Genomic DNA, 16,334 nt, shown 5'->3' with positions numbered 1-16,334 from the left:
GTCCGTGCCGAGTAGTCAACGTTCCACCCATGAGCAACCGTGCAAGACATGCGCTTGCAGTCGGCTATGTGCTCCTTAGAAAGGAGGTGATCCAGCCGCACCTTCCGGTACGGCTACCTTGTTACGACTTCGTCCCAATCGCCAGTCCCACCTTCGACAGCTCCCTCCCCGCAAGGGGGTTGGGCCACCGGCTTCGGGTGTTACCGACTTTCGTGACGTGACGGGCGGTGTGTACAAGGCCCGGGAACGTATTCACCGCAGCAATGCTGATCTGCGATTACTAGCGACTCCGACTTCATGGGGTCGAGTTGCAGACCCCAATCCGAACTGAGACCGGCTTTTTGAGATTCGCTCCACCTCACGGTATCGCAGCTCATTGTACCGGCCATTGTAGCACGTGTGCAGCCCAAGACATAAGGGGCATGATGACTTGACGTCGTCCCCACCTTCCTCCGAGTTGACCCCGGCGGTCTCCTGTGAGTCCCCATCATCCCGAAGGACATGCTGGCAACACAGAACAAGGGTTGCGCTCGTTGCGGGACTTAACCCAACATCTCACGACACGAGCTGACGACAGCCATGCACCACCTGTACACCGACCACAAGGGGGCACCCATCTCTGGATGTTTCCGGTGTATGTCAAGCCTTGGTAAGGTTCTTCGCGTTGCGTCGAATTAAGCCACATGCTCCGCCGCTTGTGCGGGCCCCCGTCAATTCCTTTGAGTTTTAGCCTTGCGGCCGTACTCCCCAGGCGGGGAACTTAATGCGTTAGCTGCGGCACCGACGACGTGGAATGTCGCCAACACCTAGTTCCCACCGTTTACGGCGTGGACTACCAGGGTATCTAATCCTGTTCGCTCCCCACGCTTTCGCTCCTCAGCGTCAGTAATGGCCCAGAGATCCGCCTTCGCCACCGGTGTTCCTCCTGATATCTGCGCATTTCACCGCTACACCAGGAATTCCGATCTCCCCTACCACACTCTAGCCAGCCCGTATCGACTGCAGACTCGGAGTTAAGCCCCGAGCTTTCACAATCGACGTGACAAGCCGCCTACGAGCTCTTTACGCCCAATAATTCCGGACAACGCTTGCGCCCTACGTATTACCGCGGCTGCTGGCACGTAGTTAGCCGGCGCTTCTTCTGCAGGTACCGTCACTTTCGCTTCTTCCCTGCTGAAAGAGGTTTACAACCCGAAGGCCGTCATCCCTCACGCGGCGTCGCTGCATCAGGCTTTCGCCCATTGTGCAATATTCCCCACTGCTGCCTCCCGTAGGAGTCTGGGCCGTGTCTCAGTCCCAGTGTGGCCGGTCGCCCTCTCAGGTCGGCTACCCGTCGTCGCCTTGGTGAGCCGTTACCTCACCAACAAGCTGATAGGCCGCGGGCTCATCCTTCACCGCCGGAGCTTTCCACCATCAAAGATGCCCAAGATGGTCGTATCCGGTATTAGACCCCGTTTCCAGGGCTTGTCCCAGAGTGAAGGGCAGATTGCCCACGTGTTACTCACCCGTTCGCCACTAATCCACCCCGAAGGGCTTCATCGTTCGACTTGCATGTGTTAAGCACGCCGCCAGCGTTCGTCCTGAGCCAGGATCAAACTCTCCGTGAATGTTTACCCGTTATCGGGTGCAACACCACGAGAGCGGTGCAAGAGGAGGAATGATCCTCTCGCACACAGCGTCCTCGCTGTGTTTTTTCAAAGGAACCTCGCCCCAACTCATACGAGTCGGAGACGGGGTATCAACATATCTGGCGTTGACTTTTGGCACGCTGTTGAGTTCTCAAGGAACGGTCGCTTCCTTTGTACTCACCCTCTCGGGCTTTCCTCCGGGCGCTTCCCTTCGGTCTTGCGTTTCCGACTCTATCAGATCCTTTTCTCGACCTGACCCCCAGTCAGCGGGGTTTGTCTTCCCGGCTGTTGGGCCGTTCCGACGTCTCAAACCTTAGCGGATTCTCCCGGCGATTCCCAATCGGGCCGCCGAGCCCCTATCGGAATTGAATTCGGGCACGCCGAAATCAACCCCGCAGGGAGATCGTGCTGATGGTTTGGTTTCCGCTGTCCGGGGGCCGACCGGAGTCAGTGCTCGCGCCGGACAACTCGGAGAACAGTACGGACGCGGCCGGGTCGTGTCAACTTCGGTGCGCTGGGCACCCTGCGGGCGTAGTGTTGGGGGCGTGATGACGCGTACGTGCAACCAGCAGTGGTGGCCCGCCTGACGGCGGCCACTGTCACGTACACACCCAACGGCCGCCGCCTCGGCGGCCGTTCTTGTTTCTCCCTCCAGGAGAGTCGGCCGACGGGCTCGGTGGTCTCGACCAGGAGGTGGAGAGATGAAGCGGGTCTTCAGCGGGGTCAAGCCCACGGGGCATCTGACGCTGGGGAACTATCTGGGGGCCATGCGGCGGTGGGCCGAGGTGGACCAGCACCAGGCCGACGCGTTGTTCTGTGTCGTCGACCTGCACGCGCTGACCGTGGAGCACGATCCGGGGCGGGTGCGGCGGCTCAGTCGGCAGGGGGCGACGCTGTTGCTCGCGTCGGGACTGGACCCGCGGTTGTGCACGTTGTTCGTGCAGAGCCATGTGGATGAGCACGCGCGGCTGTCGTACCTGCTGGAGTGCGTGGCCACCGACGGCGAGATGCGGCGGATGATCCAGTACAAGGAGAAGGCCGTACGGGAGCGGGAGCGCGGGGGGAGTGTGCGGCTGTCGCTGCTGACGTACCCGGTGCTGATGGCGGCGGACATCCTGGCGTACGGGACGGATGAGGTTCCGGTGGGGGACGACCAGACGCAGCACGTGGAGCTGGCGCGGGATCTGGCGGTGCGGTTCAACCAACGGTACGGGCAGGCGTTCGTGGTGCCGCGGGCCACGCGTCCTCGGGTGGGGGCGCGGGTCATGAACCTCCAGGAGCCGACGTCGAAGATGGGGAAGAGCGACGACGTCGGGCCGGGGATCGTGTACCTGCTGGATGAGCCGGACGTGGTGCGGAAGAAGGTCATGCGGGCCGTGACCGACAGTGGGCGGGATGTCGTCTACGACCGGGAGGGGCGGCCGGGGGTCGCGAACCTGCTGGAGATCCTGGCCGCGTGCACGGGTGGGAACCCCGAGGCGTTGAGCGGTGTATATGAGTCGTACGGCGCCTTGAAGAAGGACACCGCGGAGGCCGTGGTCGAGGTGTTGAGGCCCGTGCAGGAGAGGCACAGGGAGCTGTGCGCGGATCCTGGATATGTGGAGGGGGTGCTGCGGGATGGTGCGGAGCGGGCGCGGGCGATGGCTCGGCCGAGAGTGGATGCCGCCTATCGGGCGATCGGGTTGCTGCCGGGTGGTGATACCGGCGATACCGGCGCCGTGCGGGATGCCCGGGATACACGGGATGCGCGGGATACCGGTGGCTTCGGGGTGCTGAGTTCCGCTCGGTAGGGGGCAGCGGGGTCCGCTGGTGAGCGCCGCCCCCGGGGTCTGGTTGCGGGGGCGGCGTGCCGGGGCGGTCAGTTGTTGTTGCCGGAGGCGAGTTCGCGGCTGCGGTCGCGGGCGGCTTCGAGGGCGGCGATGAGGGCGGCCCGTACGCCGTGGTTCTCCAGTTCGCGGATGGCGTTGATCGTCGTGCCCGCGGGGGAGGTGACGTTCTCGCGGAGCTTGACGGGGTGCTCGCCGCTGTCGCGGAGCATGGTGGCGGCGCCGATGGCGGACTGGACGATGAGGTCGTGGGCCTTGTCCCGGGGCAGGCCGAGGAGGATGCCCGCGTCGGTCATGGCCTCGACCAGGTAGAAGAAGTACGCCGGTCCGGAGCCGGAGAGGGCGGTGCAGGCGTCCTGCTGGGACTCGGGGACGCGGAGGGTCTTGCCGACGGCGCCGAAGATCTCCTCGGTGTGCGTGAGGTCGGCCTCGGTGGCGTGGGTGCCCGCGGAGATGACGGACATGGCCTCGTCGACGAGGGCGGGGGTGTTCGTCATGACGCGGACGACCGGGGTGCCGGGGGCGAGGCGCTCCTCGAAGAAGGAGGTGGGGATGCCCGCGGCGCCGCTGATGACTAGGCGGTCGGCGGGGATGTGCGGGGCGAGTTCGTCGAGGAGGGTGCCCATGTCCTGGGGTTTGACCGTGAGGATCAGGGTGTCGGCGGTCTTGGCGGCCTCCGGGTTGCTGACCGGGGTGACGCCGTGGCGGGCGCGGAGTTCTGCTGCCCGTTCCGGGCGGCGGGCCGTGACCAGGAGGTCGGCGGGGCTCCAGCCCGCGCGGATCATTCCACTGAGCAGGGCTTCGCCGATCTTGCCGGTGCCGAGGACTGCGACTTTCTGGCTCATGGTGCGGGTGCCCTCCGGGGGTTGCGTCGTCCGGGTTCATCCTCGCACCGGGGGTGGTGGGTGTGCGTGGGTTGTCCGCTGGGCGGGACGTTGGCCTCGCGGGCGGGTGGTCAGGTCGTGCGGCGGCGGAGGGTGGCGGCTCCGAGGCCCAGGACGAGGAGGGCGCAGCCCGCGACGATCAGGACGTCACGGAGGAAGGTCGTGGTCATGTCGGTGTGCTTGAGGACCTCGTTCATGCCGTCGACGGCGTAGGACATGGGGAGGACGTCGGAGATGGCTTCCAGGACCGGGTGCATGTTGTCCCTCGGGGTGAAGAGACCGCAGAGGAGGAGTTGGGGGAAGATCACGGCCGGCATGAACTGGACGGCCTGGAACTCGGAGGCCGCGAAGGCGGAGACGAAGAGACCGAGGGCCGTGCCGAGCAGGGCGTCGAGCAGGGCGACCAGGAGGAGCAGCCAGGGCGAGCCGGTGACGTCGAGGCCCAGGAACCACAGGGCGAGACCGGTGGCGAGGGCGGACTGGATGATCGCGAGGGTGCCGAAGGCGAGGGCGTAACCGGCGATCAGGTCGCCCTTGCCGAGGGGCATGGCGAGGAGGCGTTCGAGGGTGCCGGAGGTGCGTTCGCGGAGGGTGGCTATCGAGGTCACCAGGAACATGGTGACCATCGGGAAGATCCCGAGGAGTGAGGCGCCGATGCTGTCGAAGGTGCGCGGGTCGCCGTCGAAGACGTAGCGCAGCAGGAACAGCAGCAGGCAGGGGATCAGGATCATCAGCGCGATGGTGCGCGGGTCGTGGCGGAGCTGGCCGAGGACGCGGAGTGCCGTGGCGAGGGTGCGGGAGGCGTTCAGGGCGGTGGGCGGCGCGAGGGCGGGCCGTGGGGTCGGCTCCCCGGCTGTCCGGCTGGTCCCGTGGGGTGTGGTGGTGCCGCTGGTCGTGGTGGGGCCGGTGGTGGCGGGGCCGTTGGGCTCGGTCATCGCGTGGACTCCTTGGTGCGGGCTGCGGCGGTCGCCTGGTCCACGAGGGTCAGGAAGGCCGCTTCGACGGTGTCGGAGCCAGTGCGGTCGCGGAGGGCGTCCGGGGTGTCGTCGGCGAGGATCTCGCCCTCGCGCATCAGGAGGAGGCGGTGGCAGCGCTCGGCCTCGTCCATGACGTGGGAGGAGATGAGGAGGGTGGCGCCGCGGGTGGCGGCGATGTCGTGGAAGAGGCGCCAGAGGTCGCGGCGGAGGACGGGGTCGAGGCCGACGGTGGGTTCGTCGAGGACGAGGAGTTCGGGGGCGCCGAGGAGGGCCACGGCGAGGGAGACGCGGCTGCGCTGGCCGCCGGAGAGGTTTCCGGCGAGGGCGTCGGTGTGGGTGGTGAGGTCAACGTCCTCGATGGCGCGGGTGACGTCCTCGTGGCGGCGGTCGGCGGCGGCGCGGCCGGGTTCGAGGATGGCGGCGAAGTAGTCGAGGTTCTGGCGGACGGTGAGGTCGTCGTAGACGGAGGGGGCTTGGGTGACGTAGCCGATGCGGGTGCGCAGGGTGGGGTGGCCCGCGGGGTGGCCGAGGACTTCCAGGGTGCCGGTGACCTTGGCCTGGGTGCCGACGATCGCGCGCATCAGGGTCGACTTGCCGCAGCCGGAGGGTCCGAGCAGGCCGGTGACCTGGCCGCGGGGGACGGCGAAGTCGAGGGTGCGCAGGACCGTGCGGGGGCCGCGTAGGACGGTGAGGTGCTCGGCGCGGACGGCGGGGGTGCCGCCCGCGTCGGGAGGATCGCTGACGTAATTCATCATGTGATGAATAATCCTCCTGGTGCGTTGGGGTCGTCAAGCGAGGAGGTCAGGGCGACGAGGCGAGCAGCAGTTGGACGACGTAGGTCTCCTCGACGATCCCGTCGGGGAAGCGCTCCAGCAGGTGGGCGCGCTCCGCGGTGAGGAAGGCGGCGGCGCGGTCCGGGCCGTGGATGAGGAAGAGGGAGTGGCTGGTGATGTTGGCGAGGTGGGTGTCCAGCGGGACGCGGCGGCTCCAGGGGAGTTCGCGACTGGTGAAGCGCAGACGGCCGGTCGGGTCGGCGGGGCGGACGGGGCGACCGCTCTTGTCGAAGGTGGCGTCGGCGCCGTAGTGGCGGGCGATGCGGTCCGCCTGGTCGGCGATCCAGGGCACGTCGGGGGCGTCGGTGTTCCACCACAGGGCGAGCGCGCCGCCGGGGCGCAGCACGCGGAGGGCCTCCGGGACCGAGCGTTCCGGGTCGGTCCAGTGCCAGGACTGGGCGTAGGTGAGGAGGTCGACGGAGCGGTCCGCGAGGGGCAGGGCGTTGCCGTCGCCCAGGACGAGGGGGACGTCGGGGAGGGCGCGGCGGAACTCGGCGGCCATGCCGGTGCCGGGCTCCACGGCGATGACCTCGGCGCCGCGCGCGTGGAGGAGGGCGGTCGCCAGTCCCGTACCGGCGCCTATGTCCGCGACGCGGGTGCCGGTCAGGGGGTTGCCGGAGAGTTCCTCGATGGCGTCGAGGAGGGTCGGGGGGTAGGAGGGGCGGTTGGCGGCGTACTGGGACGCGGCGGTGTCGAAGGAGAGGGCTCGGGGAGTGAGGGGGGCGGTGGTGTCGGGGGCCGTGCCGGGTGAGGTCATACGGCCATGGTGGACCTGGGTTCCGGCGTGGGCGAAGGCGTTTTCTGTGCGCCGGGGCTTTCGCTGGTGGGGCTGCTGGCTAGGGGCGGCGGCGCTTCTTCGACGGGTTGCCGGTGCGGCGGGCCGTGCGCTTCTCGTACTGCGCGCGGGCGGCCTCGTACTCCTCGCGGTGGAGCCTCTCGCCGGGGCCTCGGTGAGGGCGCGGAAGAAGTAGGCGAGGAGGGAGCCGACGAAGCCGATGGTCAGCAGGCCGCGCAGGGACGCCTGGCGGTCGGGGTCGGGGCGCTTGCTGAAGCCGTCCCAGGTGTGGCGGAAGGCCAGGGCGCTGCACACCGCGAACATCACGACGACGAGGAGGGTGACGAAGCTGCCGGTGTCGGCGAGCTGGAGGCCGTCGTAGGCGAAGCGGAGGACGAGGCAGGCGGCGGTGGCCGCGGCGAGGGAGCCGACGGCGACGCCGACGCGGCGGGCCGTGTAGCCGCGGCTGTGGTCGACCCAGGTGGTGCCGAAGAAGCGGATGGGGTCGGGGCGGGGGCCCGCGGCCGGGGTGGGGGTGCCGTTGTCGTCGCTCACGCGTCGATTATGGCTCCGGACGGCCGCGGGCTCCGCGCGAGGTTCACACCTGGCAGCGTGGACGGATGTAGCCGTCGCTGCCGGTGTAGACGTACGCGTCCGAGACGAACTCGGCGTTGGCGATGTTGTCCCAGATGTTCGTGGTGCCGTAGGGGCCGGTCACCGTCGTACCCGGTGTCTGGCAGTAGATCGGGACCTTGGCACCCTCGCTCAGTACCCGGGTGATCGGGTAGTTGGTGCCGGGGCCGCCGCGGACGTTGAGGCGGACACCGGGTGCGACGTCGTAGTAGCGCACGGCTTCCGCGCTGGCGGCGGAAGCCGTTCCCACGACGGTGATGAGGGCGCCGGTCCCGGCGCCCGCGAGCAGGATGGATCTACGGCTGGGTAAGGACATCGAGCCCTCCAGTGGATGGTTCACCCGCAGCGTGAGGCCACGTAGCCGTCGCTGCCGGTGTAGACGTAGGCGTCCGAGACGAACTCGCCGTTGCTGATGTTGTCCCAGAGCTTGGTGGTGCCGTAGGGGCCGGTCACCGTCGTACCCGGTGTCTGGCAGTAGATCGGGACGCGGCTGCCCTCGGGCAGGACGCGGATGATGCTGTAGCCCGTCCCGGGGCCGCTGCGGACGTTGAGACGGACGCCCGGAGCGACCGGATAGGTACGGAAGGTCGCTTCGGTGGTGAGCGCCTCCGCCTCGTCCCCGTCTTCGACCTCTGTGGCACGGTCAACTGACATGTCAGACCTCCCCCGTTGATCCCCATGATTCTCATGGGCCCCGTTGATTCCCCTGAAGCACGACACGCACGCATGTGTGCGTGTGGAACACGGAGGCTAGCAAGCCGCCTCTGTGTCGTACGAGTCATCGACTAAGCTCCGTGCGTCGCGCGCGCGGACGAACAGCACGGGGGTGGTCCCATGGCGCCACAGCGGAACATCGGAGCGGGCGCGGAAGCGGAACTTCCCGAGTACGCCGGGCACTACCGGCTGGAGTCGACGCTCGGCTCTGGTGGCATGGGGGTCGTGCATCTGGCGCGGAGTACCTCGGGCATGAAGCTCGCGGTGAAGGTCGTCCACGCCGAGTTCGCCAGGGACCCCGAGTTCCGGGGGCGGTTCCGGCAGGAGGTGGCGGCGGCGCGGCGGGTGAGCGGTGCCTTCACCGCGCCCGTCGTCGACGCCGATCCGGAGGCCGCGCGGCCGTGGATGGCCACGCTGTTCATTCCCGGGCCGACGCTGGCCGAGCAGGTGAAGCGGAACGGTTCGCTGGCTCCGGAGCAGTTGCGGCGGCTGATGGCCGGGCTGGCGGAGGCGCTGCGGGACATCCATCGGGTCGGGGTCGTGCACCGGGATCTGAAGCCGAGCAACGTGCTGCTCGCCGATGACGGGCCGAAGGTCATCGACTTCGGGATCTCGCGGCCCAAGGACAGCGAACTGCGGACCGAGACGGGGAAGTTGATCGGGACGCCGCCGTTCATGGCGCCGGAGCAGTTCCGGCGGCCCCGGGAGGTGGGGCCCGCCGCGGACGTCTTCGCGCTGGGGTCGGTCATGGTGCACGCGGCGACGGGGCGGGGGCCGTTCGACTCGGACAGTCCGTATGTCGTCGCCTACCAGGTCGTGCACGACGAGCCGGATGTGACGGGGGTACCGGAGGGACTGGCGCCGCTGATCCTGCGGTGTCTCGCCAAGGAGCCCGAGGAGCGGCCGACGCCGGACGAGTTGATGCGGGAGCTGAGGTCGGTTGCGGCCTCGTATGACACGCAGGTGTTCATACCCGCCCAGCGGGACGGCGGTGACTCCGGGGCGACCGGTTCTGAGCCCCGCCCCGCCGAAGGGCCAGGAAAGGACGCGAAGCGGTCGCCCTCCGGGAGATCGCGGTGGTGGCGGGCCGCTCTGGTCGCCGCGGTGCTGGGACTGGTGACCGTTGGGGGCCTCGTGTCGGTTCGCCTGACGGACAGTGGCGATCCGGCGCCGACACGAAGCGGTACCCGGACGGCACCGGCCGCGTTCAGCGGGTGGGAGACCGGATCGGTCTCTGGGGCGGCGTCCATGCCGCAGTGCTCCTACGGCGCCGGGAAGCTGCTCTGCGCGCAGCCCGGGGTGGTCTTCGCCATCGACCCGTCGGACGGCGCCGTGCTGTGGCGGCACTCCGTCGAGGAGACCGACTGGAGTGGGGCACCGATCCTGTCGGGGGGCCTCGTACAGCCGTTGACGGGGACGGCCACGCGTCTGGAAGGGCTCGACCCGGCCTCGGGGAAGGCACGCTGGGAGCGGCGGGCCCCCGCGTCCAGCAGTACGGCCGCCGCCGGGGGGATGCTCCTGTTCACCGCGTCCGACGGAACTGTCACGGGCGTCGACAGTTCCTCGGGCGACACCCAGTGGAGCCGTCGGATCCCTGGTCTGAAGGCGCCGTACTTCTCGTCGTTCGCCGGAGACCGGTTGGCGTACGCGACAAGCACGTCCTACGACGGCGCGAACACCGTCGTCACTGCGGTGGATCCGGTCACGGGCGACGTCCGGTGGGAAGAGGAGTTGGAAGGAACGCTGGAGCCGGTCGGGGCCGAGGACGGTTCCGTCTTCTTCCTCTCCGTGACCGTGAGCCGGGAAGCGGTCGCCGTCGTCCGGTACACCCCTGGCAGCCGGGAGCCGCAGAGCGTGGCGCTGCCCGTCCAGCGGCTGGACGCGGCGGCCACCGTGCGGGGTGACGTCGTCTACCTTCTGTCCGCGGGCGGCGCGCTGGAGGCCGTGGACATGGCGCGGGGGAAGCGGCTGTGGTCCCTTGAAACCTCTGCCGCGCGGGGGTCGGTCCCGGTCGCCGACGGACGGCATGTCTACGCCTCGTTCGCCGATGGGCGGCTGCTCGCCGCCGACGCCCGCAACGGCGAACTCGTCGGCCAGACCCGCCCCCGTCTCGCCAAGCAGGCGAACCGGGTCGCGGCCGGGCTGCCCGCCCCCGTCCTAGCCCAGGGCCGCGTCTACGCGGGCGCCCCCGACGGCACCGTCTTCGCCGTGGACGCCCGTGAGCCGAGCCGCTGGTAGGAGGGTCAGGTCAGCTTGGTGACGTCGCGGACCGCGCCCTTGTCGGCGCTCGTCGCCATCGCGGCGTAGGCGCGGAGGGCGGCGGAGACCTTGCGGTCGCGGGACCTGGGGGCGTACGTGCCGTCGCGGGACGCGGCGCGGCGGGCGAGTTCCCCGGCGTCGACGAGGAGCTCGATGGTGCGGCCCGGGATGTCGATGCGGATGCGGTCGCCGTCCTCGACGAGGGCGATGGTGCCGCCGGACGCCGCCTCCGGGGAGGCGTGGCCGATGGAGAGGCCGGAGGTGCCGCCGGAGAACCGGCCGTCCGTGACCAGGGCGCAGGTCTTGCCCAGGCCGCGGCCCTTGAGGAAGGACGTCGGGTAGAGCATCTCCTGCATACCCGGGCCGCCCTTGGGACCCTCGTAGCGGATGACGACCACGTCGCCGTGGGTGATCTGCTTGTTGAGGATCTTCTCGACGGCTTCCTCCTGGGACTCGCAGACGACCGCCGGGCCCTCGAAGGTCCAGATCGACTCGTCGACGCCCGCCGTCTTCACCACGCAGCCGTCGACCGCGAGGTTGCCCTTGAGGACCGCGAGGCCGCCGTCCTTGGAGTACGCGTGCTCGACGCTGCGGATGCAGCCGCCCTCGGCGTCGGTGTCCAGGGCCTCCCAGCGCTCGGACTGGGAGAACGCCTCGGCGGAGCGGACGCAGCCGGGGGCCGCGTGCCACAGCTCGACCGCCTCGGGGGACGGGGAGCCGCCGCGGACGTCCCAGGTCTTCAGCCAGTCGGAGAGGGACGGGCTGTGGACCGCGTGGACGTCCTCGTTGAGGAGACCGGCTCGGTGGAGTTCGCCGAGCAGGGCCGGGATGCCGCCCGCGCGGTGGACGTCCTCCATGTAGTACGTGCGGTCCTTGGCGACGTTCGGGGCGACCTTGGCCAGGCAGGGGACGCGGCGGCTGACCTCGTCGATCTGCTCCAGGCCGAAGTCGACGCCCGCCTCCTGGGCGGCGGCCAGCAGGTGCAGGATCGTGTTCGTGGAGCCGCCCATCGCGATGTCCAGCGCCATGGCGTTCTCGAACGCCTGGAACGTGGCGACGTTGCGGGGCAGGACCGTCGCGTCGTCCTCGTCGTAGTAGCGGCGGGTGATGTCCATGACCGTCCGCGCGGCGGCGACGTAGAGCTGCTTGCGGGCCGTGTGGGTGGCGAGGACCGAGCCGTTGCCGGGGAGGGAGAGGCCGATGGCCTCGGTGAGGCAGTTCATCGAGTTGGCGGTGAACATGCCGGAGCAGGACCCGCAGGTCGGACAGGCGTTCTCCTCGATACGGAGGATGTCCTCGTCCGAGATCTTGTCGTTCACGGCGTCGGAGATCGCGTCGACCAGGTCGAGCGTGCGGACCGTGCCGTCGACCAGCGTGGCGCGGCCGGACTCCATCGGGCCGCCGGAGACGAAGACCGTGGGGATGTTCAGGCGCAGCGCGGCCATCAACATGCCCGGGGTGATCTTGTCGCAGTTGGAGATGCAGACCAGGGCGTCGGCGCAGTGCGCCTCGACCATGTACTCGACCGAGTCGGCGATCAGGTCGCGGGACGGCAGGGAGTAGAGCATTCCGCCGTGGCCCATCGCGATGCCGTCGTCCACGGCGATCGTGTTGAACTCGCGCGGGATGCCGCCCGCCTCCGTGATCGCCTCGCTGACGATCCTGCCGACCGGCTGGAGGTGGGTGTGGCCCGGCACGAACTCCGTGAAGCTGTTGGCGACGGCGATGATCGGCTTCCGGCCGATGTCCGCACCGGGTACACCGGAGGCGCGCATAAGGGCGCGGGCGCCCGCCATGTTGCGGCCGTGGGTGACTGTGCGGGACCTCAGCTCGGGCATCGTCGCTCGCTCCTTCAGAGACTGCCGCCAGAGTTTTCTGACTGACGTCGAGCGTACGCCGGTGCTCCGAGGGGTGGACATGGTGTCCGGTATCCGGGATGGGTGTCTCAGGGGGCTGACGGGGGCGTGAGCGGGGCTTCCGGGTTTTCGGGGGCCTGTGGAGGCGCGTGGGGCTCGGTCAGGGGTTGGTCAGGTGGCCCTGTACCACCGGCGCCACCCGCTGGATGATCTGCTCGATGTCCGCCGACGCCAGCGGCTCCGCCTTGATCACGTAGCGGATCATCATGATGCCCACCAGTTGCGCCGCCGCCAGCTCCACCCGCAGTTCCGCGTCCGGCGCTTCCATCCGGGCGGCGACGCGGCGCATCAACTGCGAGGTGATCAGACGGCGGAAGACCGTGGCGGCGGCCTCGTTGTTCACCGCCGAGCGGACGATCGCGAGCAGCGGCGCCCGGGTCACCGGGTTCTCCCAGAGCCCGAGGATCATGCGGGCGAGACGTTCGCCTACGTCGTCCAGGGGGCCGTCCAGGGCGGTGTCCCGGGCGTCCAGGGCGGGCGCCAGCGCCTTCTCCACGGCGGCCTCGAAGACCTGTTCCTTGGTGCCGAAGTAGTGGTGGACCAGCGCCGAGTCCACGCCCGCGGCCTTGGCGATGCCGCGCACCGACGTCTTGTCGTAGCCGCGCTGGGAGAACTCCTCGCGGGCCGCGCTGAGGATCCGGTCGCGGGTCGCGGGGGCGTCGGCGGCCTCCGCGCGCGGGGGGCGTCCGCGGCGGCGCGGGGCGGGTGTCGTACTGGTCATGGCCGCGGGACCCGGGACGCCGAGGCGAGGTGGAGGCGGGTGAAGGCCAGGGCCTCCGCGAGGTCGGCCTCACGTTCCGCGCTGGACATCGCGCGGCGGGTGTTGACCTCGATGACCACATGGCCGTCGAAGCCGGTGCGGGCGAGGCGTTCCAGCAGTTCGGCGCAGGGCTGGTGGCCGCGTCCGGGGACGAGGTGCTCGTCCTTCGCGGAGCCCTTGCCGTCCGCGAGGTGGACGTGGCCGAGACGGTCGCCCATGCGGTCGACCATGTCGAGGGCGTCGTTGCGGGCGGTCGCGGCGTGGCTGAGGTCGATCGTGAAGTGCCGGTAGTCGTCCTTGGTGACGTCCCAGTCGGGGGCGTAGGCGAGCATCTCGCGGTCGCGGTAGCGCCAGGGGTACATGTTCTCCACGGCGAACCGTACGTCCGTCTCGTCCGCCATGCGCCAGATCCCGTCGACGAAGTCCCGCGCGTACTGGCGCTGCCAGCGGAAGGGGGGGTGTACGACGACGGTGGACGCGCCCAGCTTCTCCGCCGCCGCGCGGGCGCGCTGGAGTTTGACCCAGGGGTCGGTGGACCACACGCGCTGGGTGATCAGCAGGCAGGGGGCGTGGACGGCGAGGATCGGCATCCGGTGGTAGTCGGAGAGGCGGCGCAGGGCCTCGATGTCCTGGCTGACCGGGTCGGTCCAGACCATCACCTCGACGCCGTCGTAGCCGAGGCGCGCGGCGATCTCGAAGGCCGTCGCCGTCGACTCCGGGTAGACGGAGGCCGTCGACAGGGCGACCTTCGCATCCGGGACGCGTACGACTGGGTTGGCCACGGGGACAGGGTAACGGGGTGGGGGGAGTCGGGGGTGGGGGGCTGTGGGGGGCCGGGAGTGGGGGCGCGTGTGTGGGGTTGCGTGCGCTGGGGAGTGCGCGCCGGGGGCGGGGGGTTTCTGTCGTTTGCGGGTGCGGGTGGTCGGGGGCTGGTCGCGCAGTTCCCCGCGCCCCTGGGTGGGTGCGGTCCCGTCCGCCTCAGCGGTGCCCTCTGGGGTGAGTGCGGTCCCGTCCGCCTCAGCGGGGCCCTCTGGGGTGAGTGCGGTCCCGTCCGCCTCAGCGGTGCCCTCTGGGGTGAGTGCGGTCCCGTCCGCCTCAGCGGTGCCCTCTGGGGTGAGTGCGGTCCCGTCCGCCTCAGCGGGGCCCTCTGGGTGGGGGCGGTCCCCAAGGCCTCAGCCGTGCTCCCTGGGCCGCGCGGCCAGCGCGAAGGTGTGGTCGCTCACTCCGGTGGCATGTGGTCCAGGCGGCGCAGGATGATGCCCTCGCGGAGGGCCCAGGGGCAGATCTCCAGGGTCTCCACGCCGAAGAGGTCCATCGCGCCCTCGGCGACCAGCGCCCCGGCGAGGAGCTGGCCCGCGCGGCCCTCGGAGACGCCCGGCAGTTCGGCGCGCTCGTCGGCGGTCATCCCGGCCAGCCTGGGCACCCAGGACTCCAGGGACTGCCGCTTCAGCTCGCGCTGGACGTAGAGGCCCTCGGCGGAGCGGGCGGCGCCGCCGATGCGGGCGAGCTGCTTGAAGGTCTTGGACGTCGCCACCACGTGGTCCGGCGCCCCGAAGCGGCTGAACTCGCCCACCGTACGCGCGATCTCGGCGCGGACATGGCGGCGCAGGGCACGCACGGACTCGGCGGTCGGCGGGTCGCCCGGCAGCCAGCCAGCGGTGAGGCGACCGGCGCCGAGCGGCAGGGACACCGCGGCGTCGGGTTCCTCGTCCATGCCGTAGGCGATCTCCAGGGAACCGCCGCCGATGTCGAGGACCAGCAGTTTCCCCGCCGACCAGCCGAACCAGCGGCGGGCGGCGAGGAAGGTGAGCCGGGCCTCCTCGGCGCCGGTGAGGACCTGGAGCTGGACGCCGGTCTCGTCCCGCACGCGCGCGAGGACCTCGTCGGCGTTGCTCGCCTCGCGTATGGCGGACGTGGCGAACGGCAGCAGTTCCTCGACGCCCTTGTCCTCGGCGGCCTGGAGGGCGTCCTGGACGACGCCGACGAGCCTGCTGACGCCGTCCGGGCGGACGGCCCCGGCGTCGTCGAGGAGTTCGGCGAGCCGCAGCTCCTCCTTGTGCGAGTGCGCGGGCAGCGGGCGCGCGCCCGGGTGCGCGTCCACGACCAGCAGATGCACCGTGTTGCTTCCCACGTCCAGGACACCGAGTCTCATGTACGGAACGCTACTGCCAGCGCGGACGGCTGCGGCCCCCGCGGCGGTCCCGGAAGTGGAGCCCGACCTCTTACCCTTGACCCGTGCCAAAGACGAAAAAGGCGAAGGACAGAAAGCCGACGAAGACGACGAAGGCGGTGAAAGCGGCCAAGCGGGATGAAGGCTCCCGTCAGGCTGGGGCCGTCGTGGCTCAGGAGCCGGATGAGAAAGGGCTCGACTTCGCGCGTGCCTGGGTGGAGTTCCCGGATCCGGCGGACGACGAGCAGGTCTTCCGGTGCGATCTGACATGGCTGACCTCTCGCTGGAACTGCGTCTTCGGCAGCGGCTGCCAGGGCATCCAAGCAGGTCGCGCGGACGACGGGTGCTGCACGCTGGGCGCGCACTTCTCCGACGAGGACGACGAGAAGCGCGTCGCCGGTCATGTGGCGAGGCTCACGCCGGACATCTGGCAGCACCACGCCGAGGGCACGAGGAACGGCTGGGTCTCCGAGGACGAGGACGGCGACCGGCAGACCCGACCCTTCCAGGGCTCCTGCATCTTCCAGAACCGGCCCGGCTTCGCGGGCGGCGCGGGCTGCTCGCTGCACATCCTCGCCCTGAGGGAGGGCCGCGAGCCGCTGGAGACCAAGCCGGACGTCTGCTGGCAGTTGCCCATCCGGCGCACCTACGACTGGATCGACCGGCCCGACGACACCCGCGTCCTCCAGGTGTCCATCGGGGAGTACGACCGCCGCGGCTGGGGTCCCGGCGGGCATGACCTGCACTGGTGGTGCACCTCGGCCACCTCGGCGCACGGCGCGGGCGACCCGGTGTACGTCTCCTACCGGGCGGAGCTGACCGAGCTGATGGGCAAGGCGGGCTACGACCGGCTCGTGGAGCTGTGCGAGGAGCGGCTGGCGTCCGGGCTGCCGCTGCTGGCACCGCATCCGGCGGATCCGGCGAGGCCGACGGGGGCGGGGCCGAAGACGGTCGTCTGA

13 protein-coding genes, 1 rRNA gene and 1 pseudogene are annotated in these 16,334 nt (G+C 69.8%); 3 read left to right on the top strand and 12 right to left on the bottom strand.

What is annotated here, in order from left to right; translation table 11 throughout:
- Positions 1–79 precede the first annotated feature (79 nt).
- Positions 80–1,607 (bottom strand): 16S ribosomal RNA (locus ACFQZ6_RS20465).
- A 722-nt stretch (positions 1,608–2,329) separates the two neighbouring features.
- On the opposite strand from ACFQZ6_RS20465, the gene trpS reads away from it, so the two are divergent.
- Entirely contained in the window at positions 2,330–3,418 is a 1,089-nt protein-coding gene (trpS, locus tag ACFQZ6_RS20460) for a tryptophan--tRNA ligase (protein ID WP_381611220.1), read from the top strand.
- Between the two features lie 68 nt (positions 3,419–3,486).
- Here the strand turns inward: trpS and proC are convergent, their stop codons facing one another.
- The 7 genes and pseudogenes from proC to ACFQZ6_RS20425 form a co-directional block, all read right to left on the bottom strand.
- Positions 3,487–4,299: a pyrroline-5-carboxylate reductase gene (gene proC / locus ACFQZ6_RS20455; protein WP_381611218.1), complete on the bottom strand. Its 813-nt coding sequence runs from the start codon at positions 4,297–4,299 to the stop codon at positions 3,487–3,489.
- Positions 4,300–4,409: 110 nt separating this feature from the next.
- A complete protein-coding gene (locus tag ACFQZ6_RS20450) occupies positions 4,410–5,273 on the bottom strand; it encodes an ABC transporter permease (RefSeq protein ID WP_381611216.1) in 864 nt (287 codons plus the stop codon).
- Positions 5,270–6,070, bottom strand: a complete 801-nt coding sequence (locus ACFQZ6_RS20445) for an ABC transporter ATP-binding protein (RefSeq protein ID WP_381611214.1) — start codon at positions 6,068–6,070, stop codon at positions 5,270–5,272. The genes ACFQZ6_RS20450 and ACFQZ6_RS20445 overlap by 4 nt, the downstream gene beginning before the upstream one ends.
- A gap of 46 nt (positions 6,071–6,116) precedes the next feature.
- On the bottom strand, positions 6,117–6,905 hold the full coding sequence (locus ACFQZ6_RS20440) for a class I SAM-dependent methyltransferase (RefSeq protein WP_381611212.1): 789 nt from the start codon (positions 6,903–6,905) through the stop codon (positions 6,117–6,119).
- Positions 6,906–6,984: 79 nt separating this feature from the next.
- Positions 6,985–7,478 (bottom strand): annotated as a pseudogene (locus ACFQZ6_RS20435) (EamA/RhaT family transporter).
- A gap of 43 nt (positions 7,479–7,521) precedes the next feature.
- A complete protein-coding gene (locus tag ACFQZ6_RS20430) occupies positions 7,522–7,872 on the bottom strand; it encodes an SH3 domain-containing protein (RefSeq protein ID WP_381611210.1) in 351 nt (116 codons plus the stop codon).
- Positions 7,873–7,892: 20 nt separating this feature from the next.
- Positions 7,893–8,210: an SH3 domain-containing protein gene (locus ACFQZ6_RS20425; RefSeq protein WP_381611208.1), complete on the bottom strand. Its 318-nt coding sequence runs from the start codon at positions 8,208–8,210 to the stop codon at positions 7,893–7,895.
- Positions 8,211–8,390: 180 nt separating this feature from the next.
- On the opposite strand from ACFQZ6_RS20425, the gene ACFQZ6_RS20420 reads away from it, so the two are divergent.
- Positions 8,391–10,508 (top strand): serine/threonine-protein kinase, encoded by a 2,118-nt coding sequence (locus tag ACFQZ6_RS20420; protein WP_381611206.1) that lies wholly within the window; start codon positions 8,391–8,393, stop codon positions 10,506–10,508.
- Between the two features lie 5 nt (positions 10,509–10,513).
- Here ACFQZ6_RS20420 and ilvD read toward each other — a convergent pair whose 3' ends face one another.
- The 4 genes from ilvD to ACFQZ6_RS20400 form a co-directional block, all read right to left on the bottom strand.
- Complete coding sequence (gene ilvD, locus ACFQZ6_RS20415) at positions 10,514–12,367, bottom strand: dihydroxy-acid dehydratase (RefSeq protein ID WP_381611204.1); 1,854 nt, start codon at positions 12,365–12,367, stop codon at positions 10,514–10,516.
- A gap of 178 nt (positions 12,368–12,545) precedes the next feature.
- On the bottom strand, positions 12,546–13,166 hold the full coding sequence (locus ACFQZ6_RS20410; protein ID WP_381611202.1) for a TetR/AcrR family transcriptional regulator: 621 nt from the start codon (positions 13,164–13,166) through the stop codon (positions 12,546–12,548).
- Entirely contained in the window at positions 13,163–13,987 is an 825-nt protein-coding gene (locus tag ACFQZ6_RS20405) for a sugar phosphate isomerase/epimerase family protein (protein ID WP_381611200.1), read from the bottom strand. Before ACFQZ6_RS20405 ends, ACFQZ6_RS20410 begins: the two co-directional genes overlap by 4 nt.
- 437 nt (positions 13,988–14,424) lie before the next feature.
- Positions 14,425–15,357, bottom strand: coding sequence for a Ppx/GppA phosphatase family protein (locus ACFQZ6_RS20400; protein WP_381611199.1), 933 nt, complete (start codon positions 15,355–15,357; stop codon positions 14,425–14,427).
- Between the two features lie 83 nt (positions 15,358–15,440).
- Between ACFQZ6_RS20400 and ACFQZ6_RS20395 the strand changes: the two genes are divergently transcribed.
- Positions 15,441–16,334 carry a hypothetical protein gene (locus ACFQZ6_RS20395; RefSeq protein ID WP_381611197.1) on the top strand — a complete coding sequence of 298 codons (894 nt, stop codon included), beginning with the start codon at positions 15,441–15,443 and terminating at the stop codon, positions 16,332–16,334.

Origin of the sequence: Streptomyces flavalbus, from assembly GCF_042674625.1 — a bacterium.
Lineage (GTDB): Bacteria > Actinomycetota > Actinomycetes > Streptomycetales > Streptomycetaceae > Streptomyces > Streptomyces flavalbus.
Note: the sequence above shows the minus strand (reverse complement) of the source record. Positions and strands in the feature narration are given on the sequence as shown.